A 24772-nucleotide genomic window follows, 5' to 3' on the forward strand; every position below is an offset into this window, starting at 1 on the left:
CATATTTCAATCGGCAAATTGTGAAATTCTTTAGCTATCTCACGATGATTCTCTAATGATCATTTCATGTTGAACCACAAAAGAAATGCCAGGCCCCACAGTAGTAACCGTGCTATAACTTGCCCTCTCCAGAAATCGGTCATCACCAACTGCCAGAAACAATGCAAGACGTGCAAGGGAGTCCAAATCAGGAGAAATAGTAGTAAGTGAGGGCAACGAGCTTTCACTCTCTGGAATATTGTCCCACCCGGCTACACGCACTGTCTCACCGACCCGAATGCCTTGTTCACGAAATGCATCCATAGCACCCAAGGCAAGAAGATCATTTCCTCCAATAACGACATCTCCGACTTTCCCCAGGGATTTTTCGGACTGGATCAATTGTTTTGTCAACCGATATCCCTCTTCGCGACTCCATTTCGCACTGGAGACGAACAACCTCCTATCAGGAGAAATCTGCGCTTTGTCCAACTCGGCGGCGACGCCTATGAGGCGTTCAGATCCGGTGGACGACGCACCATGTTGAGCCCCTAAGAAAACAACTCTCTGCGTGTTCTTTCCGATTAGATGCCTTGTCAGTTCAGCAGCACTAGCCACGTTGTCAATCGATACGTGATGCATTGCCCCACGATCGGTAACTGCTTCGCCTAGAAGAACAACCGGCATATCATCTCGTTTTACTAGACGCTTCGTCGTATCGGGTAAAGTTGGAGAAATAATCAAGGCATCTATTGATCGTGATAATTGGCCTAATACATAGCGACGCTCTATTTCACCATGTTGTCCACTCAATTCAATTTCTATAGTATAATCTGCTTGATTTGCAATGATATGAAACTTTTCTGCCAACCTTGCGAAATATGGGTTAGTCAAATGTGGTATTACAAGCCCTATTCTTCTGGTGGCATGACCTCTAATATCGCGCGCGGAAAAATTCGGAATGTAGTTGAGATCTTTCACTGCGGCCATTACCCGATCTTTGGTGTCAGGGCTGACGCATGGTCTTCCGTGCATGACATTCGATACCGTTTTCCACGACACACCTGCGCGCGCTGCCACGTCTTTGATGGTTGCTCTTTTCACTTTAGGGCAGGTACTCCTGGTTCTCTAGGCGCTCATCAATGAGCGACATTCAGACTCTCCTCGCTGCTGTTTCATTTGACCTCACTGCAGTCAAGTGCCATACTCTCACGTGAGAATTCAATCTGCAATCCCATTGCAGCTTTTTCCGCCAATCAACGTTGATCAGGAAGGTGGCATGTTTGGTCGTGGATGATCAGGACAATATGCTTTCTAGCAGTGGAATCTCACGGCGCTCTTTTATAAAGGGTTCCGCTTTAGGCTTGTTCGGTTTGGGTCTTAGTGCACTCGGCTTAACATCCGGTCTTTCTGGTTGCTCGTCTTCAGCATCGCAGACAGTAACGGTGAGCGTGTGGGACTTGTTCAGCGGAGCGGATGGCGCGAATACGCGCGCGATGATCGAGTCAATCGTCCAAGAACATCCTGGCCTATTCGTTGCTCCCACTACCCTCAGCTGGGGAAACCCTTATTACACCAAGTTGGCGATGGCATCAGCTTCTGGCGCACCACCTAGCACTGCGATCATGCACGTTTCACGCATGCCTGGTTTCGCACCTGGAGGCCTTATTGAGCCGTGGGACATGAAGCTGTTTCAAGAATTTGACGTAAGTCCGGAGTACTTTACTGATGCGCTATTTGGCGCAGGAACATACGAAGACAAGCAGTTCGCTATTCCTCTCGACACCCATCCCTTTATTACTTTCTACGACCAGGATGTCGCAGACAAGGCCGGTGTGCTCGGCTCCGATGGACGACTCGAGGTCGATTCAGCCGAGGCCTTTTATGAAGTCGGCGTCAAACTGGGTGAGGTTATCGGTGGCCCGGGCGTGGCGTTCGGTTTCCAACTCGACACTGCGCAAGCATGGCGTCTTTTCTGGGGACTTTATAACCAAACCGGTGGTGGATATGATTTTTCTGCCGGACAGCGGGCACAGCTGGACATTGACAAAGCGGCCCAAGTAGTTGAGGCCGTTCACATGTGGATGGACGGCAAGTGCATGGCAAAAGACCAAGACTATGGCGGAGCTTTATCTGCTTTTAACGGAGGCAGGAATGCTCTGATTTTCTCCGGGGTTTGGGAGTTAAACGGATTCATTGAAAACCTACCTGCGCTTGCAGCCTCACCGACTCCCACTATGTTTGGTCAACCTGCCAACTACGCCGACTCGCATACCTACGTTTTGCCGACTAATCGCCGCATGACTGACGATCTTCGCCAAAAGACCTATGAATTCGTTGCAGCAATGCTGAAGTTGGGCGACCGCTGGGGCAAAGCCGGCCACATTCCTGGATATCTGCCTTCTCAGGAAAAGCCGGACTATCAGAAACTAGAGCTGCAAAATCAATATGCAGATGCAGCACAGACCGTGATCTTTGATCCACCTGTCTGGTATGCCGGGGCAGGAACTGACTTCCAAAATCGCATGTGCCAACACCTGATTGAAGGATTCCGAGGCACCACCGAGCCAAAACGAGTAATCGAGCAAATGCTTGAGACCGCATCGTCAATTGCCCAGCAACCTAATCCAACCGAGTAAAGATCGTCATGAAAACACAATCAAAACTAGCTTCCCGCGGAACAGTTTGGTTCGCACTTCCGTATATGGTCGTATTTACTCTTTTCCTGATTACTCCTATTATCTGGGGAATTTGGATGAGCTTCACGAACCAATCGCTAGCCTCACGAAACGTTAAGTTCGTAGGTCTTCAGAATTATATTGAGACCCTCACAAGCGCCGAAATGTGGTCCAGCCTTGGCAATACTATCTTTTTCACCCTCATTTCGACCATCCCTCTGGTGATGCTCTCCTTCATCCTCGCTTACCTCGTTGTCACAGGTTTACCTGGCCAATGGCTCTGGAGACTCACATTCTTCGCTCCGTACCTCCTGCCGGTATCTGTCGTTACCGCGATGTGGGGAGTGATGTATGCAAATGACTTTGGATTTATCAACGGGCTTTTACAGCATCTGGGAATTGATCAAATCGGCTGGCTCAGCGACAAACAAGTGGCAATGTGGTCAATTGCCCTTACGACCGTGTGGTGGACCATAGGATTCAATTTCCTCCTATACCTGTCAGCACTGCAAAACATACCCGATCAAATCTACGAAGCAGCGCAAGTTGACGGCGCTGGATCATGGAGACGTTTGATCTCAGTGACACTGCCACTTATGAAGTCGACAACAATCATGATCGTCCTATTGCAGATTCTTGCATCGCTTAAAGTCTTCGATCAGATTTTCCTGATGACCGCTGGTGGACCAGATGGTGCGACACGTTCGATTATTCAGTACATATATGATGTCGGCTTCAGCGGATACCGCGTCGGGTACGCTTCAGCTGTTTCTTATGTTTTCTTTGCTCTGATCGTGCTTGTGTCAATCATTCAAATCACCATCGTTAATCACAAACCAGAGGAGCAACGATGAGCACTACCCAAACTGCTAACAAAATTGGTATGAACGATTTATCTCAGACGTCATCGACGCGTCGTTCTCCCCGCTTGGTTAAGTCTTCTGAAAACTCTAAGGCGCGCTCCTTAACACTGGGAAACTCTGCGGCAGCGCAAATTTCTGCTTTTGCAGCACTAGCAATTGCCGCTTTGGCATGGGCCATACCAATTCTTTTTGCGCTTCAGATGTCTTTCAAAAAGGAAACCGATGCCTCTGCGGCGCCCCTTCAGTTCTGGCCTTCGCAAGGATGGACTTTTGAAAACTACATAGCGGTGTTTAAAGCAGGTGATATTCCATTATGGTTGTGGAATTCCTTCATCGTTTCTGCAGCCGTCACCCTCATTACGCTTCTTGTTTCTGTTCCAGCAGCGTACGTGTTTTCTCGTCATGACTTTCCGGGTAGAAAGATATTCTTCGCGTTGACAGTTGCTGCGATCATGGTTCCGCCACAGATCCTCATTGTTCCGCTATTCGAACAGATGAGGTTTATGCGACTGTCAGACACCTTGGCAGGTGTTGCGTTGCCACAAGTGGTGGCACCGTTAATGGTTATCGTGATGAAGAACTTCTTCGATCAGCTGCCCGTAGAGCTAGAGGAAGCTGCCCGTCTAGATGGTGCCTCGAACTTCAAGATTCTCACTTCTGTGGTTCTTCCGCTATCTCGCTCGATTGTTGTAGCCGTGGCCATCTTTGTTTTTATTGGATGCTGGAACAATTTCCTTTGGCCATTTATCATTACGAACTCGCCTGACCTCATGACGATCCCCGTTGGTCTGGGTACTGTCAAGAACGCCTATGGCGTGCAATACGCTCAGGGGATGGCTAGTGCTGTCATAGGCGCCTTGCCTCTTGTCATCGTATTTATGATTTTCCAACGTCAGATTGTCAAAGGATTCGCAACAACAGGAATGGGCGGGCAATAGGAACGAAGCAAGCAAGATTGTGAAGTGTCGTGGGTCTGGTTCCGCTTCTTGTTCTGAAGTCTCCAGCCGAGGGACTTAAGTTGTTCATTGCTGATCTTCCTGCCCAACTGACGATTTGGCGACTAAACGAATCAGTCCCAAACACGGCAAAGAACCACAGCAAGTGCGCGCCTAGGTAGTTGCCGGCTAACAGCCACAGTTCATTGTGCTGTGTCTGACTTAGACCGGCACTGCACCTAGGTCGAAAGCACGTGTCGGATGTCTGCGCGTGGCCACGTCGTCGCAGGAGAGCAGCCTCTAGGAGCGTCGCAGATTTTCAGTACATCTCATCAGCCTGACAGCTTGGTTTTGGGCAACGTTTCAGCCGGCACGCCAGGCAGCAGGCCCTATTTTTCGCACCCATCAGCCCCAGAATCCTTCGTATGAATACCCCGTAGTTCTTGACAAACAATTCATCACGAACGCATCTCGCACTAGTTGGTCGCAGCTAGGCATCCCCATCGCCGCAACGAATCGTAGATTGGCCACCAGCAGGCCCGCCAAGTCTCCGGTAGCTCGACCGAACTGGAACGATCCCTATTCACATCACTAAGAGCAATGGCGATGAGGGCGGGCGGTCGGGCTGGCGCAAGATTGCTGAAGCAGGTTTCACAATTTCATTAGGTCGTGTGGGCTCGTTGTCTTATGATTCCAAGCTCCTGGTGTTCTCATATATCCCTTGGTTCAGTCTTGGGCGTTGTCCTGTATCAACAGGTGTGCATTTCAACCAGCAACCGGTAAGAACTCAACCAGAACACTTCAGTTCGAAGCTATCGCTGCCGTTCCGCTTGACATCACCGCGGATGAGTTGGATAGGGCGTCACTTTCCCGTCACGGTCTGATCACCTCGCGGCAACAATCAGGTGCCATGGTGATTACTGAAGCCCGCCACGATGGTTGACGCTGCGCAGCTTCACATTCAGCGCCAGCGCTATTGCCCATCAGCACAGTACGCGACCTTATTCACGAATACGGTGCCGCTATCGAGCCGTGCGCATTTTTCCTGCAGGCTTCACGACTATGTAAGAGGAAGGATCAAGAAGATGCTCCGAAATGCATCACGCGTGGCAACCATGTTGCTTGCGTCGATGTTGGCGATTGCAGGGATTGGGATCGGCTCCCATCCGCTTTTCGCTGCGTATGCCGAATCTCCCGCAGATGTTGCGGCATCCGGATACCTGGACCTGACAATGAACGGTCAAGCCAGCGTGACTCGACAGGACGAGACACAGGTCGGACCGGGAATCACGTTGACAGAGTTCGAACGCCTTGAGCCACGTGGGTGGCAGCAGGGCGCAGTTCTCGACGTCGACCTGACCAATTCTGAGGTATCACTGGACTACCTCGATTCCGGAATCGTGGCTGATACAGCGACACTGGTGGAAATGACACAGGTCACTGATAGCATCAAAGCAGCGGTCAACGGTGATGGATTCGACATCAACAACTCAGGAGCTGCCAATGGTGTTGGTGTGGATCCATCTGAAGGAATTGTGAAGAGTTCAGTTCCCGGCAGACCGATCCTGTCTTTGGTGATGGATCATAACAAGATCGCGTCGATCACCGATGCAACTCTTAAGGGAAGTGTTTCCGCGCAGGACTGGACCACGCCCATTTCCTCCGTCAATACTCAGGGTCTTGCCTCCGATGCAGTAACCGTATATACCTCCCGATGGGGAGAATACCAACGCGGCTCGGGAACGCTGCAGAAATATCCTGACGCGTTGGAAGTATGGCTTGATTCTGATCACCGTGTGGTCAAGACTGCGCAGAAACTCGGACAGGAGGCTATTCCAGCTGGTCAGACGGTTGTTGCCGCAGGGCAGGGTGAAGTCAGAGACCATCTGGCTTCACTGGCACTGGGCGACGTCGTCAATGTCGAATATCAGATTGTCACGTCAGATAATGAGGAGCCTCTCTTTGCAATAGGTGCATTCCACCCGCTGGTGCGCGCGGGGCAAAACGTCGCAACAGATAAGTCGGTGCACCCTCGTACTGGTGCCGGTATCAATACTGATGGGACCCGTTTGATTCTTGCTGTCATTGATGGACGCTCGTCAAATTCCCGAGGTATGACGCTTCCAGAATTCGCTGATTTCTTCCTCCAGCTGGGTGCAAGCGACGCAATCAATCTTGATGGCGGTGGCTCATCCACAATGGTGGTCAATGATCCAGGCGACCAAGATGTCACGGTGGTCAACACGCCTTCTGACGGATCGATGCGCGCCGATGGCAATGGACTGGGAGTGGGCGTCAAGAAGGGATCCGGACAGCTGACCGGATACACTGTTTCGCCGCTTTTCCAGGCAAACGGAGCTAAACGCCTGTTCCCCGGCTTCCATCGTCAACTTGTCGCCAAGGGCTTCGATGAGAATTCCTGGTCGGTTGATCAGCCGGTTCAGGAGTGGACATCCAGTGACCCTGCGATCGCAACTGTAGATGCAGACGGCCTCGTCACTGCTGTAGCTGCCGGCTCGGTCACGATTACTGCCACGAACGGGAATGCTTCGGGCTCTGTTGAGCTGAAGGTACTTAACGAGATGGATCGTCTGCTGATCACACCAAACACGCTGTCGATTCCTGACCCGAACGTGACGCGTTATGCCAATGTCATGGGATATGACTCCTTTGGATTCGGAGCTCCCATTGAAGTGGCTGACATCACCGTTTCCGGGGCGACCGGCGTGGTCGACATTACTGCGGGGAAGAACGCGTCGCTTGCTCTTCATCCGGTTGTCGAGTCAGGCGCAGGAACGCTGACGATTCAGGCCGGCGATTTTTCACAGCAGCTCGCCGTCATGGTGGGCACGTCACGCATGAAGATCACGTCAATGGAAGGCGCTGATCTGTACACGAATTACGGTGCTCGCACGACGACCTCGTCGATTGCTGTGTCGACTGAAGGCCACACCGGCGAGGACGACATTACAGCGGGCGTTAAGGACACTGAAGCCATTGCACTGACCAATGGTTTCAATGAGCAAGGTGGTACACGCACCAACAACATCAAACCCAATGCCGCAGCCGAGCACTATGTCCTCCCCCAGGGCAACGTGATCGAAGTGGGCGCATGGTTCAAGGATGACGGTGCTCCGGGGAACCAACCGATGGTGTATTTCGCCGTTTCCGATGCTAACGACCAGTGGAAGTGGCTCTACGCTCAGCCACGTATTTCAGGGAACGACTGGCAGTACATCTCCGTTCCGGTCCCCCAGGACATGGCCATGCCTGTGCAGGTTCAACGCGTGGCAACGTATGAGACTGTCGGTAGCAAAAAGTACGTGTCTACGACGCTCATCGACGACATTGAAGCGGTTGTCGCACCTTTCGCCACCCCGCCTGAGGTCAGCGTGTATCAGGATCCGTCCGTCGATCAGGCCGGATCAACTGATTCATCCCCGCTTCGGGTCGCGATCATTTCAGATGCGCAGTTTGTTTCTGAAAACCCGAATTCATCTCTTGTGCAGGCTGCCCGTCGCGTGCTGCGCGATGTGGTCGCACAGCGCCCTGATCAGATCCTCATCGTCGGCGATTTCACGGACGAGGGCGAACAGGGCGACATGGAACTCGCCAAGCAGATACTTGACGAGGAACTTGCCGGCACCAACATTCCCTATACGTATGTTCCCGGCAACCATGAGGCAATGAAGGCCGATGATCTTGCCCCCTTCAAGGCTGTTTTCGGTGACACCTACACGGCGCAGACCGTCAAGAACACGCGGATCGTTACACTCGATTCGCATCCATACAACCTGTCGCATGATGCCGCACAGATCAAGTGGTTCGAGCAGCAGCTCAACGATGTGATCACCGATCAGGAAACCACCGGGTTGATTCTGGCTCTGCATCATCCCACGCGCGATAACCTGACGAACGCCTCTGCACTGAACGATCCGCAAGATGCAGCGCTGATTGAGCACTGGACTGCGAAGGTTCGTGATGCCGGCAAGTCGGTGCTCGTCGTCAACGCAGGCGTCGGAGCTTTCGATGTCTATCAGGTTGATGGCGTGGTCCACGTGACGAACGGCAACGCAGGCAAGGGACCGCACTCTACACCGGATCGTGGTGGATTCACAGGCTGGACCATGTTGGGAATCAATCCGGACCAGGGCCTGTGGCGAGATTCCGCTGGCGAATGGCTGAATCTTGAGATTCGCCCATTTGTCGACGAGCTGACAATTGAGGGACCAACCCAGCTCACTCAGGGCGATCCCATCAAACTGAGCGGTACCATCGTTCAGCATGAGGGCGATTCTCAGCGGGATGTACCGGCAACCTGGCCTGTGTCGTTCCTGTGGTCATCGCCTTCCCCGCTCGTGTACGAGGGCGACCCATCCACTGCTCCGGCGAATGCCGCAGCAGCTCTCGATTCGTCCACAGGAGAGCTGGTTGGGCTTGAACGCGTTCTTGTTGACGGGCAGATCGTTGTTCCCGATGAGAATACGCGTGTGGTGAACGAGGGTGACGGCGTCAAAACGGAGAGCCGTGACGTGCCGGTGACTTTGACTGTCAACGGCACGTCGAAGAGTTATCAGATCTCAGTTGTTCTTCCTGTTGCTGAGCGTGTTGAACCTGTGTTGACTCCGTCGGTGAGCGCTGAATCTGCTCAAATTGAACGCGGCGAGATGCAGGCGTTCAAGGCCAGCGGTTTCCAGCCGAATGAGCAGTTGAGCTTTATCGTCCACTCTGAGCCCATTGAGGTGGGAACTGTTACCTCTGATGCAGAGGGAAATGCGGCTGTGCAGTGGCGCGTACCTGCAGATTTCCAGGTCGGACCACACACCGTTGAGGTGACAGGCGTGACGTCGGGAAGCACTGCGTCGTCTCAGTTCGAAGTTGTTTCCGCATCTCTTCCAGATCCGGATTCACCTGGTGATCCTGAGAAGCCGTCACATCCAGATACACCTGGTACTCCAGGCGGCAACGGCAACTCGTCAGGGACACCGTCGGACGCAAATGACGGCCAGGACGGCACCCACGACGCTGACCTGACGTCGGCGTCTGGGCCGACTGGCCGCATCACATCGTCACACGCCTCTGCTTCAGGGCTGGCACAAACGGGAGCACACACGGGTTCCCCGCTGATGCTGAGCAGTTTCTTCGCTCTGCTAGCGATGGGAGTGTCGGCGAATCGCCGTCGCCATGCCGATCGGTAGAGCGTGATGTGAGTTTCTCACGCGTTGAGGGGGAAGGAACAGCTGTTCCTTCCCCCTCAGTGCGCAGTGCAACTATTCGCTGCAGCGGAGCGGTAAGCGCTACTTGCTCAATTCAATAATCGCCGGTCCGGCCCAGTCGGCCTCGCACGTAATGTGCAGCCGCGTGCCGTTTTGGTCCACGTGCACTCCCTGAACGGGGACAACCTTGACGACTGAGGCGTCAGCCAGCTCGACATCGAATTCGGCGCTGTCTACTGTCGGATCTTCCGGAGCAGCGAAGAGGAACTCAGTGGTTCCGTCAGAGCCAACCTCGGCCCATGCGCCATCAGTTGCTGACGCCGTCGCCGATCCACGATGGTCAATTCCAGCCAGTATCGGATGTGCAACCTGCATCCATCGGCCGATCGCCCGCAGTGAATCTGCCTGCCATTCGGGAATGGTTCCGTCAGCCTTGGGGCCAACGCCAAGCAGGATTCGTCCGTCACGCACTGCTGCGTCAACGATCGTGTGCAGCAAGGTACGCGGATGCGGTCCGTTTTCAGGGCCTTCAACCTGGTTGTAACCGAATGACAATCCGAGTCCGCGGCAGTTTTCCCAGATACCTAGGTCCTCATTGTCAAGGTTCATCTGATACTCGCTGGTGACGTAGTCGCAGTGCGGCACCTTCCACCTGTCATTGACGACGCCTTCAGGGCAGGCTTCGTAGTAGCGGGCAAACAGCTGACCAAGTCCGTATGGTTCGGTTGTGTTCTTTGCCGCATCGGGATAGTTGATGTCGTTCCACAGCACGTCCGGGTGGTAGCGCTCAACCAGCTCATCAATATGCGCGGCCGCGTACTTGGCGTATTCCTCATCACGAGGACGATCCCCTTCGTTGACTGATTCGTGTGTCGTATGAGGCGGGAATGGTCGCACATGCCAGTCAAGGCCACCGGAATAGTATGTGCCGAATCGCAGACCGGCTTCGCGTGCAGCGTCAGCGTAGGCCCCAACCAGATCCTGGTGCGGTCCGCGCTTGACCGTGTTGCGGTCTCCTGTCCCCACAGCGTCCCATAAGGTGATGCCGTCGTGATGTTTGGTCGTCAGTACGACGTAGTCAGCGCCTGATTCCTTGAACAGCTCCATTAGTTCGGAGGCGTCAAAAGAGTCCATGTGCCACTGATCCAGCAGGTCGTCATAGTCACAGCCGCCCCACTCCTTCCTGTGGTGTTCAGCTGCAGGCGAGCCGGGGATACGGATCGTGTTGTAGTACCACTCCGCGTAGGGATTGTGGGTGAACCACTCCAGTGGATCCTCGACGGTTCCCAGCTCTGCCGTGGGCTCCGCCCATGCGGGAAGTGAATACACTCCCCAATGAACGAAAATGCCAAGCTTGGCGTTCTTGAACCACTGCGGTGTGGGCCGCTCCAGATCTGACCAGTCCATGTTGTCCTTTCCTGACATTATGAGTATCTCTCCTATCGGCCGCCGAAGCCGCCCAAGTTAATTCCGCGTGCCAGCTGCTTTTGCATCACGATGACGATCACCAGCGATGCGAGCACCGACACACTGGCCGCCGCCATGAGCGCGCCCCAGTCCGTTCCGCGTTCGCCGCTGAACATCTGGAGGCCCAGTGGGATCGTGGCCTTGTCCGAACTGTTGATGACGATTAATGGCCACAGGAAATTGTTCCAGTAGTCAATGAATGCGAATGCCGCGACGATAGACAGCGGTCCTCTCAGCAGCGGCACAATCACCGACACGAGGATTCGCAGTTGTCCGGCTCCGTCGATCCTCGCAGCTTCCTCATAGTCGCGTGGGAGCGAAAGAAGGAATTGACGCAGCATGAAAGTGCCGAATGCGCCGAAGGCGAACGGCATAATCAGCGCCACGTAAGTATCGACTAATCCCAGCTGATTGGCACCAATATACAGAGGGATAACCAGAACCTCCATCGGCAGTACCAGCGTCGCTAGGTATGCAGCGAACAACTGAGAGCGACCTTTGAATTCGATGCGTGAAAACGCGTAGGCGGACAGCACCGATACTGTGCATGCGATCAGAGCACCAGTACCTGCAACAAAGAAGGTGTTCAGGATAATCCGCAGGAATGGCACTGCCGTGAAGACCAGCGAAAAGTTCTCCCATGCGATTCGTGAGCCGAACAGCGATCCTCCAGAGCTGAATATCTCAGCAGTAGGTTTGAGGGCGCTCGCGAACATCCAGATAAACGGGAAAACAAAAATTGCTCCAACGATAAACAGGCAGATGATCGAAACAATCCTGCTGATGCGTACCCTGCCGATAGTCATGCGCTTCTCACTGATCATAATTCACCCACTTCTTCTGTCCCGCAAACTGCACAGCGGTAATCAACATGACGATGACGAAGAGCACCCAAGCGATTGCCGAGGCGTATCCCAACTTGTCGTAGCTGAATCCCTGGTTGTACAGGTAAAGGACGATCGTTGTGGTTGAGTTTCCAGGTCCGCCCTTAGTCAGCATGTAGGGCTGAGCGAAAATCTTGAACGCGCCGATGAGCGTCATGACAGTACAGAAAAACAGTGCCGGCGACAGTAGTGGGAAGATGACCTTCGTGAAGCGTTGGACAGGCCCCGTACCGTCCACGCGAGCGGCCTCCAGCACCGAGGGGTTGATGTTGTTCAGCCCCGCACCGAGAACCACGATGTTGTATCCCACGACCTGCCACAACGACATCATGACAAGTGCAACCATTGCCCAAGTTTCGGACGCGAGCCATGCCGGTCCGGAGATTCCGAAAACCCCTAGGAAGGAGTTCACCACCCCGTGTTCATCCAGCATCAGGCGCCACACCAGTGCGTTGGCCACCATCGGTGTCACAACAGGAATAAAGAAGATGACGCGGAAGAAACCTGCCAGACGGCCTCCCACACTCTGGAGCCATACGGCCACTAGTGTGGAGACAATCAGGTTAAGGGTCGTGTAGAAAATGGCGAAGATCGCCGTATTCAGCAAGACCCTGAAGAAGGCAGGATCTGACCCATTGAGCAGGTTCACGTAGTTGCTGACACCAACGAAGGTGGGCGAACCGTAAAGCTGCCAGTCAAAGAGCGAAATGATCAGCGAGAAAATCAGCGGCAGGATGATGAAGAGGAAGAACCCCGTCATTCCAGGCGCCAGATACGGAAACGCCTTTGGATCCCACCGTGATGTTCTCTTCGGGACCGTGGCAGGGACCCGAGTCTTTGTGAGTTGAGTAGCCATGAATCTACCCGTTACTTAATGGAGTTCTCTAATGAAGTGAGAATTTCCTGTGCAGATTTCTCGCCGGTATAGCCATTTGATACGTTTTGTGTGAACTCGACTTCAAGTTGCTGCCAGTTCTCCGTTGTTTCGTACGTCTTGGCATTTTCGGTCATGTACTTGACGATCTCGACATCGTTCGGATCCTTGCCTTCTGCCCAACCGTCGAAGGCTGCGTCAATGGCGGGAACGTTTCCGTGCGACCGAGCAACATAGCGCATCACATCCGGGGTGGTCATCTTCATGATGTTCTGGAAGGCTGTCTCTTTATCAGCGCATTTTTCAGAAATTCCGAACCCTGATCCCTGCACCATGCCAATCGACTCTCCACTGCGCGATGGAACGACTGCCATTCCGACTGACAGTCCCTCGGTGCTGACGAGCGAGTCATAAACCCATGGCCCATCAATAATCATTGCAGCTTTGCCGGCACGGAAGGTCTGTAGTTGGATATCTTGAGCATCTGCAGCCAGCGGCGCTTTCATCACTTTGTGTTTAGCGGCAAGGTCAAAAACGTCCTGAATAGAATCGACTGTGGTCTGCTCAGTAAGCTTGAGCTCTCCGTTTTCCACGACGGCCCCACCATTGGCGTAGACAATCGAAGCTGGCGTCTGGAAGATGGGCGGAATGGACACTCCATAGACATCACCATTCGTCAATGCCTTTGCATCCGCAACGAACTGATCCCACGTGTAGTTCTTTCCTGGATGTTCAAGACCGGCCTGGTCAAACAGATCCTTGTTGTAGTACAGGATCAGCGGCGCTGCGTCATAAGGAATCGCGCGAAGCTTCCCATCAACGGTAAGTCCCTTGAGCATTGCTTCGTTGTAGGCGCTCATATCAACGTTATTGCTGGCGACCAGCTCATCGAGGGGCGCGAGCAGTTCCTTCAGCTCCTGTGCGCGTGCGGCTTGAGTGGTCATGATGCAGGGCGCATCTGATGCGCTCATGCGGGTCTTGACTTTTGTCCAGTAGTCTTGGAACGACGGGCCTTCCATCTTCAAGTTGAATTCGGGATCCGATTCTTTGACGCCGTCGACGAACGCCTGCCATTGTGCACGGTCAGAATCGTTGGAAATCCATGTGTACATTGCGTTCGCACTGTCTGCTGACGAACCGCCACCGCATCCTGCCAATGCGCAGGCGCTCAGAAGAGCCACTACACCGATTGCAGAGCTGATCCGCTTCATCATTACTCCTTTATTAACACTGTCATCTTCGACTGATCCGAAAAGCAACAGAAACTTTCCGTTAACGGTAACGGTATCAGCAATGAGCTAACAAATACAAGCCGAAAATGATTTTCCGTGTTAAACCCAAATTCTAAAGAAAGATCACCATCTCTAGCACTCGCATTGATGCAGGTCACAGTCACTTCATAAGCCTCCGACCCTCAGATGCTTCCACACATCCAAACACACCACCTCTTACCATGCAGTACCTCTAGCAAGAGACAAATGGAAACCATTCTCGAAACACTGCGCGATTTGTCGCAACTTTTGGGAGGCTCAGGCGATATTTTCTCCTCCCAAATGAAGCGTCAGGATTGGTGCCGGCAGACACTTGTGACAACGTTTCGAAAAAAACGAATCTCAAAGTAAACAAAAAAACATAAAAATCATAACGAAAAGCCACGGCTCTCCTTTCATTTGAGAGAAGAAACGTGACATTAACGTTCTCGACGGGGCAGAACACAGCACAGCACTCCCCCGCTTCGCAGGTACGTGAACTACTTGCGTCTGATCAGGGAAATGTCGCGTGCCGCACCCGTCGATGCGGAGGTCGCAGTAGCGGCATACAGCTTCAGTGCGCCTGAGACCTGACGGTCACGATTGACCGGCGTCCACGGATTCTCGCGGCGTTCCTGCGCGGCGCGGCGACGCTCTATTTCCTCGTCGGGCACATCCAGTGACAGGACTCCCTCGTTGACGTCGATGATGATCCGGTCACCATCCTCAACCAAGCCGATCAAGCCGCCAGCAGCAGCCTCGGGGGAAATATGTCCCACCGAAATACCGGACGTGCCACCGGAGAAACGGCCATCGGTTATCAGCGCACATTCCTTGCCCAGACCGCGCCCCTTGATAAAGGAGGTGGGATAAAGCATCTCCTGCATTCCCGGCCCACCTGAGGGCCCCTCATAACGGATCACCACGACGTCACCGGCTCGCACCGTCTTGTCCAGGATCTTCTCGATCGCTTCTTCCTGCGACTCCATGACCCGCGCCGTTCCTTCAAAGTGGAAAAGGGACGGATCGATACCTGCGGCTTTGATGATGGCACCCTCAGGAGCAAGGTTGCCCGTCAGCACCGTCAAGCCACCCGAGGCCGTGTAGGCATGCTCGACATCGCGAATGCAGCCTTCCACAGTATCTAGATCTAGTTCAGTCCACTGATTGGACGTTGAGAACGGTTCGGTGGTGCGCACGTTGCCGGGAGCTGCGTGCCACAGGGCGATTGCTTCATCAGTGGCGTGCCCGCCTCGAACATCCCAATCTGCCAGCCATTGCTCCAGGGACGGGGAGTGAATGGCGTGCACCGTGTGGCGCAGGAAGCCCCCACGATCCAGCTCGCCCAGGATGGCCGGGATGCCGCCGGCGCGGTGGACATCTTCCATGTGGTAGTCGTTGTGGTTCGGCGCAACTTTTGACAGACATGGTACGGTGCGCCCCAGCTCAGCAATATCCGACAATGTGAAATTGACCTTTGCTTCAACGGCAGTCGCCAGCAAGTGCAGCACAGTATTGGAAGATCCGCCCATCGCCATGTCCAGGCTCATGGCGTTCCAGAATGCATCCCTCGTCGCAATGGATCGCGGGAGAACAGAGTCGTCCTCGTCGTTGTAGTAGCGCTGGCACAAGTCAACGACGAGACGACCGGCACGCTCGAACAATCCGCGTCGCGCGACCTGAGTAGCCAGCGTGGAGCCGTTGCCGGGAAGGGACAGTCCGAGTGCCTCAGTCAGCGAGTTCATCGAGTTAGCAGTGAACATACCCGAGCACGAACCGCACGTCGGGCACGCGAGACGTTCGATCTGGCCAAGCTCATCGTCAGAGACTGCATCGTTGGCAGTTGCGTTCATGACGGTGATGAGGTTGCCGTGACCGCTGTGCGACGGTCCGACAATGGCGTCTTCAGGAATGTTCTTGCCTGCTTCCATCGGACCGCCGGATACAAAGACCGTCGGAATGTTGAGGCGCATCGCTGCGATCAGCATGCCGGGCGTGATCTTGTCACAGTTGGAAATGCACACCATTGCATCGGCACAGTGTGCGTTCACCATATACTCGACCGAATCCGCGATCACTTCGCGTGACGGCAGGGAGTACAGCATGCCGCCGTGTCCCATAGCGATGCCATCATCAACGGCGATCGTGTTGAATTCCTTGGCGACGCCACCGGATTTTCCAATCTCAGAAGCGACCAGCTGGCCGATGTCCTTGAGGTGGACGTGGCCGGGAACGAACTGGGTGAAGGAGTTGACGACGGCAATGATCGGCTTGCCAAAGTCAGAATCTCCCATTCCGGTTGCGCGCCACAGCGCGCGAGCGCCCGCCATGTTGCGTCCCTGAGTCGACGTTGCTGAACGAAGCTGTCGCGCCATCAGTACCCCTCCTCTTGATGTTGTTCTTAGCCTAGAGAGTTCCTGGTGACAGTGCGTCAGGAGGGCCACAGCGTGGACAGTGAGGTGACCACCACGTTGCCGTCAGGTAAACAAGGTCGGTTTTTCCAGTGACGTGAGTCACAGAAAAGAGGAGGGTCTTGTCTCACATAGATTCACCCTTTACGTTCGTCAGGGGGTGAGACTTATGTCCCAGGAAATGGGAATGACTTTTGGCCAGCAAACGGCCGCTGCCGGGATCGTCAGCGAGTGTTTCGATACTACGCGCACAGCTTTCGCTGACTGCGCGAACACGATCCAGTGCAATTCGTCGCGCGTCACAGGCTCAGGAATGAAAGATTTTATGGCGGCAGTCAATTCCATCGGGGAATCGGCTGCCAGTCTTTCTGAAGCGCTCAGCAAGCACGCGCAGGCGCTGACCACCGTTGACCAGACGACTGCGGCGACTGAATCGCACACCACTGGAACCTTCAATCCGCGCATCTCCACACGTCTAGGATCGTAATGAGCACCACATCTTTAATTTTCCACGATGATGCCGCCCAGGCTATGCAGCAGGCGTGCAAAGCAGCTTCCCTCACTTTTGCGCAAGACTCCCGCGCAATGGCGGCAGATGTGCTCTCAACTGTCCACGATTGGGTTGAAGGCTCCGAATCCCGCGTCTCCCATGACCAACACCTCGACAAACTGACAGACCACGCCCGCACCATCAGTGACGTTCTGAAGGCCGCATCGTCATCGGTTGATCGCGTCCGCACCCTCGCCCATGAAACTGAAACGAAGAATGTCGCAATTTTGGATTAGGAGCATCCCCCATGCCCAGTCATGATTTTGAGGTCGATATCGAAGCCCTCATTACGGCCGCCCAGAAAACGAGCGAAGCAGTTCAGCTCAAAAAAGACAACGATATTTCCGACTACGTTCCTACCCAAGCTGATCTGGCCAATGACATCATGTGGTCGGCAGTTGATGAGTTTCAGTCACGGTGGGAACGAGGCATCAACAACATGACGGACGACATCACGGAAGTAGCAGGGCGTTTGGGCAAGGTCGCCTCGAACTACATTGATTACGACACGAAAGCGGCGCAGGAGATGTCACAACTCGCATCTGCAGCCGCCCAGCTGCCAGGGCTTGCAGGGAAGCGGTAAGCCATGGGAGTCGAGAATCAGGGTGCACCGGTTTTCACCATCGAAGGGAACGCGGGAGCCATCTCATCACGCGCCTCAACTGTACGTACGCGCAGCAGCGATTACTCAGAGATCGCCCGCGCGCTGGATTCGATTTCCACCGAGGGGTGGATAGGGCGTGCAGCTGATCGATTCCGGGAGCGTTTCAGCGTGGAGCCACAACGCTGGCAGGAAGCAAGTGGAGGATTCTCCTCAGCTGCTGGCGCGTTGGATTCGTACGCGGACAACCTGACTCATGCGCAGGACAGTGCTGCGGCATGCCGCGCGCTCTACGAAGAAGGCAACCGGGTCACCGAGCAGGCACGCGCAGCTTATGAAGCTGAGGTCGCCAGGGGAATGCAGGAGAAAGCTGCCTGGGAGGCAGTCAACGGGCTCGGCACCTTCGCAGTGACAATCGCGCCCTTTGTTGACCCTGGTGAACCCATGCGCCAAGATGCGATTAATACATTTAATCAGACTGTCGCCAGCCTGGACGAATGTGCGCAGGCATGCGCACAGACGATCCGTTCCGCCTGCGAGTTTGCACCCGCAAAACGCAACTGGCTGGAAAGTGGACTGGCGTTCGTCGGTGGCATCCTCGTCGGCGCCGGTGAAGCAGTCGGCGACCTCCTCAACCTCATCACAGGCCCTCAAGGTTTCATGCTGGACAGCCTCACCAAACTGGCGACCGGTGACCTCACACCCGACGAAGCGGTTGCCAAGCTCCAGCTTCCTCTGGATGACGTCTCCGCGATGCTAAGCGCGCTGAAGAAGGATCCCCTGGAGTTTGGCAAGCAAATCGGCAAGGGAGTCCTGGACTGGGACGCGTGGGCCGACGATCCTGCCCGTGCAGTTGGACACCTCGTGCCTGACGTCGCGATCGCGCTCCTCACCGCCGGCAGCGGTACGGCTCTGACCAAAGGCACGTCAACTGCGGGACATGCACTGAACAGCCTGGACGATATCGGGGACGGGGCACGAGCTCTGCGCGGCCTGGATAGTGCAGGTGACGGTGCGCGGGCGCTGGACAACCTGGACGATATTGGCGACGGTACTCGAGCGCTCAACGCGGCCGATGATATTTCCGACGCATCACGCACTGCTCGTCTGCTTGATCATGCAGATGACCTGTCGGATTCCTCAAGGGGAATCAGAGGTGCCGATGATCTGGCTGACGGCGCCCGGGCAGCTGATTCAACCCACGATGCCCTCAATGTGGCTGACGACGTCGTATCAACCGACCACATCGAGCCGGTATCCGTCGTCGAAGATCTCCCCTACCAGGATTCTCGCCCCTCCCTCCGTAAAGGCGTCCCAGAGCAAGTCTGGCAAAATGCGGTGGAGGATTCAGTGGACGGAAAGGTGCGTGACCCCCTGACGGACACGGTCATGGAGTGGGAGCCGGGACAACCCCGAAAGGGCGTCTGGGACATGGGACACCGGCCTGGACACAAGTACTCCGATATGCATGAGCTGTACTTGAAAGGTGAGATGACACCACAAGAATTCCGCGACTGGTATAACGATCCTGCAAACTATCGCCCTGAGTTACCATCATCAAACAGGAGCCATCGAGCTGAGTAGATTGCATGGGAGCGGGTATGAAAATCTCTCTAACAGCGCGCTTGAAAACCGCCGACGAGTTCTTCGGGCAATTCACTGACGGCGACGAACGCGAGGCGTTCGACGGTCAGGCACTGATCTTTTCGGCTCTGGCCAACACTAAAATTCCCGATCGCTACGACATAGCTGATTTCCTCCTGGAGCGTGACTGCGCATTGACCCCGGCAGGCTCGGAAGCAAACTCCCCCCTGCATGTCCTGCTCTCATCCAGAAAACATAATCTGCACCGTGACCTCAAATTGGCGCGCATTTTTCTTGATCGCGGCGTCGACATCAATCACCGCAACGCAAACAACGAGGTCGCTTTCGCATGGCTCGTCGATCTGCCTTTCACGGACGACGAACTTGCCGACCTTTATGACCTGTGGTTTTCTTCGCCGCACCTGCTCGACTTCACCGCCAGCTCATCGCATTATCGCGCGTGCCCCCTCGACGCTCTGGCCCGCATTGAGTACCGCGCCACCCTCGCCCGACGTGTCCAGTCCTACATCCGCGAACGCTACTGCCCTGCGGCCGACTCCCTCGGCACGTGCCGGGTGGGAGCTGATGGTCAGGGACGCCCTGTTTCCCGCTGTATTCGCGAACAACCGTCGGCCGACGACGATTCGGGCTGGCTGTTCATTCACGAGGACGACGACGCGCGACAACCGAAAAACGTCGCAACGGAGATCGTCCCACTGAGTACGGTTGTTGCCAGCACCCCCGTGGTGATGTCGGTGCTGGGAATGCCGAGCGGCACGGACGTTCGCATCGTGAAAGGATCAGTAGGCACCACCATTGCGGAGACGACAACTGACCGGCTCGTTCCGGGCACGTGGCCCTTTGATCACGAGACATCTGAAGGAGCATCAAGCTGATGGCTGATACGCAATCCCCCGAGATCCCCGAATTTATCCCCAAGTCCGGCGCCTGCCTAGTGACGAACACGATCCTGTCGGGTGAAGGTCGTCTGAAGTGGTGCGTGCGAGAGGAATCGGCCCGCCCCGAAGACAACGGGTGGCGTTTCTTCTCCCATATCGACACTGATGAGTACCTGGCTGATCCCTCGAACTTCACTGTTATCTCGTTCAATCACGCAATCAGCATTGAGCCTGCGGTGATGGGCCTGTACGACCTGCCTGTTGGCACGGACGTGCAGCTGGTGGTTGATGAGAAGGGGCGGCGTTTTATGGACAACGAAACAGGCGACGTCGTCATAGGGCCAAGCTCTGACGGTGATTCACCAGAAGATACCCACCAGGACTAAAGCCCCCACACATATTGACGCATCGAGTCACCCTCGTTACTGTGGCACGTACATAGGAGCACGGCTGCCGAATGGCCTGCAGAACCGCCGACTCGAGGAGACATCGTGGACTCGACACGACACATCGCACGACACCGACTATTTGCTTCCGGAATTTTGGCACTCTCGCTCATCGCAGCGGGCAGCTCATCATTTGCCGCTGAACAGGACGAGCAGCTTCCCCTCGGCCCCACTGTCACCCGTACCGATACGGGACCAACCGGGTACGAGGTAACGTTCCGCTACGAGGCGCCCGCCAATGTCGATTCCGTGCAGATCTATGGTGAATGGTTCTTTTCTCAACCTGATCGCATCACCACTCTGGGAGGCGGAGAACACCGCATTCCCGCATTGTGGCAGCCAGGGGACGTTCCCAACGCCCCCTGGAAACTTCTGGAGATGAATCAGGGCGATGATGGTATCTGGGAACTGAAGGTGCCCCTTCCCTCAGGTACTTTCAGCTATTCATTCACCCATGAGTGCCCGCCGATCGCCGTCGATTCGTGCCAACGTCACGCAGATCCGGCGAACCCGGGGATGGCGGCAGAGCTGCCGGCGTATTCATCTCAGAGCCTGTCGCAGGTCTTTGTACCGGAGAATCCCAATTATCCGACCTACGACAACGCCTATCAGGCGCCTCGCCCAGCCGATGAGATGGGGACGTTCGTCCATGAAACATACGACACGCATTATTCGCTGGCGCCTAAAGGCGCGCACCCGCTGTCCATCTATCTACCCCGCGGATATGATCCGGATCGTGCAGAACCTTACCCCGTGATGTACCTCAGCCACGGTTTCGGCGGAAATGACACCGACTGGTTCACTCAGGGGGCAGCACCCTACATCCTTGAAAACGCCATTGACGAGGGGGCAGCGGAGCCTTCCGTCATCGTGGCAACAAACTTTAACGGCCTGGGCGTTGACAGCCTGGTGCTGTCAACTTCCTATGGGCACGACATGGTGGAAAACGTCATCCCATTTGTGGAGGATCACTTCAATGTGTCGACTGAAGCCAAGGACCGGGCCTTTGCCGGCCTGTCACTGGGCGGTGCACGCGCCATTGAGCTGCTGACGAAGTATCCGGGCACATTCGAGTATTACGGTCTGTGGAGCGCAGGCAAACTCAGCTCGACATTTACCTGCGCTGAACGTGAGAACATTGCAGCGTTGCGTGGCACCATCCACGTGGGAACGGGTCTGCAGGACCACCTGTTCTTCATCTCCGAATCATCCCCTGCACGGGCCGAATCCTTGCGAAATATCGGTGTTGACGTCGCTGAGTTCAACCTGCCTGGCATCCATTCGTGGGATATCTGGCGCGCAGAGCTCAACGACTTCGTCCGCAACGTCGCATTCAAGAAAGACCTGTAGGAAACGATCTCACGCTCACAGCACATGAAGTGACTGCACAAAGGGCGGGGAGCCTGTTTTTTCAGACTCCCCGCCCTCAGTGATAAGGCCACCCTCGTCCATTACCGTCGGTGGCAGCGCCGGTATTCAGCGCGGCACCACCTCGCCTATCGCGGTGAATAGCGGTGGAGGTGACCAGTCAGCGTTACTTCACCAGGCGGGCCCCTTCGACCAGTGCGGCAAGCTTGGCCCATGCGATCGACGGGTAGATGCGTCCACCCAGACCACAGTCCGTCGAGGCAATCACGCGATCAGAGCCCACGATGTCCACAAAACGCTGGATGCGTTGGGCCACCAGCTCGGGATGCTCGACCACGTTTGTGGAGTGGCCGACCACACCAGGCACAAGTACCTTGTCATCTGCCAGCTTCACGTCCTGCCACACGGTCCACTCATGTTCGTGGCGCGCGTTGGCAGCCTCGAATGAGAAGTAGCGTGCCTTCGCCGTCAGCACGTTATCAACGATCTCGCGCAGTGGGATGTCCGTAGTGTGAGGTCCGTGCCATGAGCCCCAGCACAGGTGCAGGCGCACCTGCTCTTCCGGGATACCTTCAAGCGCAAGGTTGAGCGCATCGACTCGAGTCTGAACGAACTCACGGTAATCCTCGTAGGTGGGAGCAGGGTTGACCTGGTCCCAGCCTTCGGCCAGTGAGGGGTCGTCGATCTGCACGATAAAGCCGGCATCAGTGATCGCCTTGTATTCCTCGTGCAGGGCGTGCGCGCAGGCTTCCAGTACTTCTTCTTCAGTGCTGTAGTACTCGTTGCCGATGCGGGCAGCCGACCCGGGTGCGACCGATGCAATGAAGCCGTTGCCGCGGTCGATCCCGTTCTTGTCCAGTGCGTGCGTCAGGCCTTCGACGTCATGACGGACGGCATCTGCACCGATGTAGGTCAGAGGACCGGTGATGACGGGGAACGCCTCGGGGCCCTGATCGGTGGCGATGTGAATGCCGGAAGCCGGATCTGAGTAGGCGTCGGAAAATGCCTGCCAGTCGCGACGTTCACCGAATGATGCCAGCTTGACTTTGCCACTGGAGGGCGCAGGCTCAACGCTGAATTGGGGATCTGTCCGCAGGTCAAGTCCACCCAGGCGGGTAAAGGAGTAAAACCACCATGCACCGTAATCGACTGTCTGGGTCATCATGTGGCCGTACTCGCCGTCGTTGACCACATCCAATCCAGTCTGGTATTGGCGGGTCACGACTTCGTCCACGCTTTCCTGCAGAAGCGCTATGAACGCTTCCTCGCCCATTCGCTCACGCTCTGCATTCGCCCGGAGCAGTTCCGGGGTCCGCGGAAGCGAGCCAACGTGCGTTGTACGAATAGTCATGTTTATCTCCTCGTTAACGAGTTCAGTGCGCCTCCCGATTGACGCGCACCCCCTTACAGTACAGAACGTCAGATGTTTAATCGATGCGCATCCCACCAGATGGGCGCCACTTCCTCATTTTCGTCTAGACCACTTATCCTGTGGTGTTGCCGTTAAAGTCGCGCTAACGTGTCATCCGTGCCTGTGATCACGATTATTGAACATGAAGAAGACGTCGATGCGCGCCGTCTCGTCTCCGCGCTCGATGACCTTGGAGCCTCGATACAACTGGTGCGCCCGTGGAACGGTGAGGACGTTTCCAGCGCCCTGCCGCCCGACGGTTCCGACCTCCCCGCGCCTGATGCCATCGTCGTCCTCGGCGGGCGAATGAGTGCCTACGATGATGAGCGCGCCCCGTGGCTGCCCGATGTCCGCACTCTGCTGGTGCGTTGCATGAACGAGGGAGTGCGCACGCTCGGTATCTGTTTGGGACACCAACTGATCGCGCGAGCGGCCGGCGGCTCGGTCGCCTGCTCAGATCCACAGTTCCACGAGATGGGAATCGTGCCTGTCGAGTGGGAGGCGCCCTTCGAGTCTGACGCCGCCGTTCCGATGACCCCGGTCGCTTCGGCTACAGGTGCAGCCATCATGGTGCCAGCGGTAGCTGACCAACTCAGTAACGCGATGGACGAGGGTGGCCCGTGGATCCGTCTGGTCGATGATCTTTCACGTATACCCGTTGTCTTTGCTGACCATAATGATGCGATTGACGAGCTGCCTGCGCAGGCTCGCGTCCTTGCACGCTCTGAGCGGTGTATCCATGCGATCGCGGTAGGGTCGCACGCCCTCGGCGTGCAATTCCACCCGGAAGTGGATCGCGCGTGGGTGGAGCAGTCCCTGTCAACCAGTGGCCTCAGTCAAGACGATGCGAACCAGATATTGGATGATTTTGACAGACATGAGCGCGATATCGTCGCGGGCTGTCGGCGCCTCGCACAGTGGTTGGTCAGCGGCCTGTAAGCGCGTGTCTTTCAGCGGCCGACAGCTCTCAATTCCGGGCAGCTCTCATTCCCGAATGGCGAGGTGCCCGCTGGCGGCCCGTCACCCCTGCGCCCCCGCAGAATGCCGCGGCGGGTTGGTTCTTGCCTGGCTGGTTGTGTTGTGGTTCTGTCGCGGGGTGGAGCAGTGATCGGATCATGGACTGTGTGCTGCACGATGCCCTGGATTCTAGGCTCCATCGTGCACAAGCCCCTAGATCAACAGCGGGCGGGGCCACCTCGAAAATGAGAATGCCCGGTGACCTGCATGTTCACAACCGCGGTGAAATGGGCGGGTGTGAGATCTAGGGGATTGTGCAAAAAGGAGCGAAAATCTAGGGGAATGTGCACCCGTGGAGGCTAGATTTAGGGGAATGTGCACTCGCGAGGGGGTAAACCC

19 protein-coding genes are annotated in these 24772 nt (G+C 55.5%); 12 read left to right on the forward strand and 7 right to left on the reverse strand.

All coding sequences use genetic code 11. From position 1 onward, the window contains the following. Positions 1–39: 39 nt before the first annotated feature. Positions 40–1083, reverse strand: a complete 1044-nt coding sequence (locus tag AC1EJ1_RS07195; protein ID WP_480295599.1) for a LacI family DNA-binding transcriptional regulator — start codon at positions 1081–1083, stop codon at positions 40–42. A 185-nt stretch (positions 1084–1268) separates the two neighbouring features. Here AC1EJ1_RS07195 and AC1EJ1_RS07200 point away from each other — a divergent pair, with 185 nt between their 5' ends. From AC1EJ1_RS07200 to AC1EJ1_RS07215, 4 genes are all read left to right on the forward strand, one after another. Then, positions 1269–2618, forward strand: a complete 1350-nt coding sequence (locus AC1EJ1_RS07200; RefSeq protein ID WP_285014377.1) for an ABC transporter substrate-binding protein — start codon at positions 1269–1271, stop codon at positions 2616–2618. An 8-nt stretch (positions 2619–2626) separates the two neighbouring features. Next, positions 2627–3511, forward strand: coding sequence for a carbohydrate ABC transporter permease (locus AC1EJ1_RS07205; protein WP_058236285.1), 885 nt, complete (start codon positions 2627–2629; stop codon positions 3509–3511). Beyond that, positions 3508–4458 (forward strand): carbohydrate ABC transporter permease, encoded by a 951-nt coding sequence (locus tag AC1EJ1_RS07210; protein WP_070725063.1) that lies wholly within the window; start codon positions 3508–3510, stop codon positions 4456–4458. Before AC1EJ1_RS07205 ends, AC1EJ1_RS07210 begins: the two co-directional genes overlap by 4 nt. Positions 4459–5540: 1082 nt before the next feature. Then, positions 5541–9653 (forward strand): phosphodiester glycosidase family protein, encoded by a 4113-nt coding sequence (locus AC1EJ1_RS07215; protein WP_285014375.1) that lies wholly within the window; start codon positions 5541–5543, stop codon positions 9651–9653. Positions 9654–9752: 99 nt separating this feature from the next. Here AC1EJ1_RS07215 and AC1EJ1_RS07220 read toward each other — a convergent pair whose 3' ends face one another. The 5 genes from AC1EJ1_RS07220 to ilvD form a co-directional block, all read right to left on the reverse strand. Further along, positions 9753–11096, reverse strand: a complete 1344-nt coding sequence (locus tag AC1EJ1_RS07220) for an alpha-L-fucosidase (protein WP_285014374.1) — start codon at positions 11094–11096, stop codon at positions 9753–9755. Positions 11097–11110: 14 nt separating this feature from the next. After that, the gene (locus AC1EJ1_RS07225; RefSeq protein ID WP_285014373.1) at positions 11111–11962 is read right to left on the reverse strand and encodes a carbohydrate ABC transporter permease; all 852 of its coding nucleotides are present in this window, start codon (positions 11960–11962) and stop codon (positions 11111–11113) included. Beyond that, positions 11952–12782 carry a carbohydrate ABC transporter permease gene (locus AC1EJ1_RS07230; protein ID WP_285014372.1) on the reverse strand — a complete coding sequence of 277 codons (831 nt, stop codon included), beginning with the start codon at positions 12780–12782 and terminating at the stop codon, positions 11952–11954. The genes AC1EJ1_RS07225 and AC1EJ1_RS07230 overlap by 11 nt, the downstream gene beginning before the upstream one ends. A 107-nt stretch (positions 12783–12889) precedes the next feature. Beyond that, positions 12890–14110, reverse strand: a complete 1221-nt coding sequence (locus AC1EJ1_RS07235; RefSeq protein WP_285014370.1) for an ABC transporter substrate-binding protein — start codon at positions 14108–14110, stop codon at positions 12890–12892. A gap of 536 nt (positions 14111–14646) precedes the next feature. Next, positions 14647–16521 carry a dihydroxy-acid dehydratase gene (gene ilvD / locus AC1EJ1_RS07240; protein ID WP_285014369.1) on the reverse strand — a complete coding sequence of 625 codons (1875 nt, stop codon included), beginning with the start codon at positions 16519–16521 and terminating at the stop codon, positions 14647–14649. 223 nt (positions 16522–16744) lie between these two features. On the opposite strand from ilvD, the gene AC1EJ1_RS07245 reads away from it, so the two are divergent. From AC1EJ1_RS07245 to AC1EJ1_RS07275, 7 genes are all read left to right on the forward strand, one after another. Then, a complete protein-coding gene (locus tag AC1EJ1_RS07245; RefSeq protein ID WP_058236278.1) occupies positions 16745–17044 on the forward strand; it encodes a hypothetical protein in 300 nt (99 codons plus the stop codon). Continuing rightward, complete coding sequence (locus tag AC1EJ1_RS07250; RefSeq protein WP_070725057.1) at positions 17044–17343, forward strand: hypothetical protein; 300 nt, start codon at positions 17044–17046, stop codon at positions 17341–17343. Before AC1EJ1_RS07245 ends, AC1EJ1_RS07250 begins: the two co-directional genes overlap by 1 nt. 11 nt (positions 17344–17354) lie before the next feature. Beyond that, a complete protein-coding gene (locus AC1EJ1_RS07255) occupies positions 17355–17690 on the forward strand; it encodes a hypothetical protein (protein ID WP_285014367.1) in 336 nt (111 codons plus the stop codon). 3 nt (positions 17691–17693) lie between these two features. Continuing rightward, the gene (locus AC1EJ1_RS07260) at positions 17694–19292 is read left to right on the forward strand and encodes an HNH/ENDO VII family nuclease (protein ID WP_285014365.1); all 1599 of its coding nucleotides are present in this window, start codon (positions 17694–17696) and stop codon (positions 19290–19292) included. A gap of 17 nt (positions 19293–19309) precedes the next feature. Continuing rightward, on the forward strand, positions 19310–20188 hold the full coding sequence (locus tag AC1EJ1_RS07265) for a DUF2185 domain-containing protein (RefSeq protein WP_285014363.1): 879 nt from the start codon (positions 19310–19312) through the stop codon (positions 20186–20188). Further along, positions 20188–20577, forward strand: a complete 390-nt coding sequence (locus AC1EJ1_RS07270) for a DUF2185 domain-containing protein (RefSeq protein WP_285014362.1) — start codon at positions 20188–20190, stop codon at positions 20575–20577. The genes AC1EJ1_RS07265 and AC1EJ1_RS07270 overlap by 1 nt, the downstream gene beginning before the upstream one ends. A gap of 105 nt (positions 20578–20682) precedes the next feature. Next, positions 20683–21987, forward strand: coding sequence for an alpha/beta hydrolase-fold protein (locus AC1EJ1_RS07275; RefSeq protein ID WP_285014361.1), 1305 nt, complete (start codon positions 20683–20685; stop codon positions 21985–21987). Between the two features lie 184 nt (positions 21988–22171). Here the strand turns inward: AC1EJ1_RS07275 and AC1EJ1_RS07280 are convergent, their stop codons facing one another. After that, positions 22172–23356, reverse strand: coding sequence for a cobalamin-independent methionine synthase II family protein (locus tag AC1EJ1_RS07280; protein ID WP_070725048.1), 1185 nt, complete (start codon positions 23354–23356; stop codon positions 22172–22174). A 168-nt stretch (positions 23357–23524) separates the two neighbouring features. Here AC1EJ1_RS07280 and AC1EJ1_RS07285 point away from each other — a divergent pair, with 168 nt between their 5' ends. Next, a complete protein-coding gene (locus AC1EJ1_RS07285; RefSeq protein ID WP_070725046.1) occupies positions 23525–24355 on the forward strand; it encodes a type 1 glutamine amidotransferase in 831 nt (276 codons plus the stop codon). The last annotated feature ends 417 nt before the right edge of the window (positions 24356–24772 follow it).

Source organism: Pauljensenia sp. C0170B4, from assembly GCF_056590235.1.

Bases quoted from the DNA above. Each gene is read 5' to 3' on its own strand.
- AC1EJ1_RS07205 (WP_058236285.1), top strand. From the start codon at position 2,627: ATGAAAACACAATCAAAACTAGCTTCCCGCGGAACAGTTTGGTTCGCA.
- AC1EJ1_RS07210 (WP_070725063.1), top strand. From the start codon at position 3,508: ATGAGCACTACCCAAACTGCTAACAAAATTGGTATGAACGATTTATCT.
- AC1EJ1_RS07215 (WP_285014375.1), top strand. From the start codon at position 5,541: ATGCTCCGAAATGCATCACGCGTGGCAACCATGTTGCTTGCGTCGATG.
- AC1EJ1_RS07220 (WP_285014374.1), bottom strand. From the start codon at position 11,096: ATGTCAGGAAAGGACAACATGGACTGGTCAGATCTGGAGCGGCCCACA.
- AC1EJ1_RS07225 (WP_285014373.1), bottom strand. From the start codon at position 11,962: ATGATCAGTGAGAAGCGCATGACTATCGGCAGGGTACGCATCAGCAGG.
- AC1EJ1_RS07230 (WP_285014372.1), bottom strand. From the start codon at position 12,782: ATGACGGGGTTCTTCCTCTTCATCATCCTGCCGCTGATTTTCTCGCTG.
- AC1EJ1_RS07235 (WP_285014370.1), bottom strand. From the start codon at position 14,110: ATGATGAAGCGGATCAGCTCTGCAATCGGTGTAGTGGCTCTTCTGAGC.
- ilvD (WP_285014369.1), bottom strand. From the start codon at position 16,521: ATGGCGCGACAGCTTCGTTCAGCAACGTCGACTCAGGGACGCAACATG.
- AC1EJ1_RS07245 (WP_058236278.1), top strand. From the start codon at position 16,745: ATGACTTTTGGCCAGCAAACGGCCGCTGCCGGGATCGTCAGCGAGTGT.
- AC1EJ1_RS07250 (WP_070725057.1), top strand. From the start codon at position 17,044: ATGAGCACCACATCTTTAATTTTCCACGATGATGCCGCCCAGGCTATG.
- AC1EJ1_RS07255 (WP_285014367.1), top strand. From the start codon at position 17,355: ATGCCCAGTCATGATTTTGAGGTCGATATCGAAGCCCTCATTACGGCC.
- AC1EJ1_RS07260 (WP_285014365.1), top strand. From the start codon at position 17,694: ATGGGAGTCGAGAATCAGGGTGCACCGGTTTTCACCATCGAAGGGAAC.
- AC1EJ1_RS07265 (WP_285014363.1), top strand. From the start codon at position 19,310: ATGAAAATCTCTCTAACAGCGCGCTTGAAAACCGCCGACGAGTTCTTC.
- AC1EJ1_RS07270 (WP_285014362.1), top strand. From the start codon at position 20,188: ATGGCTGATACGCAATCCCCCGAGATCCCCGAATTTATCCCCAAGTCC.
- AC1EJ1_RS07280 (WP_070725048.1), bottom strand. From the start codon at position 23,356: ATGACTATTCGTACAACGCACGTTGGCTCGCTTCCGCGGACCCCGGAA.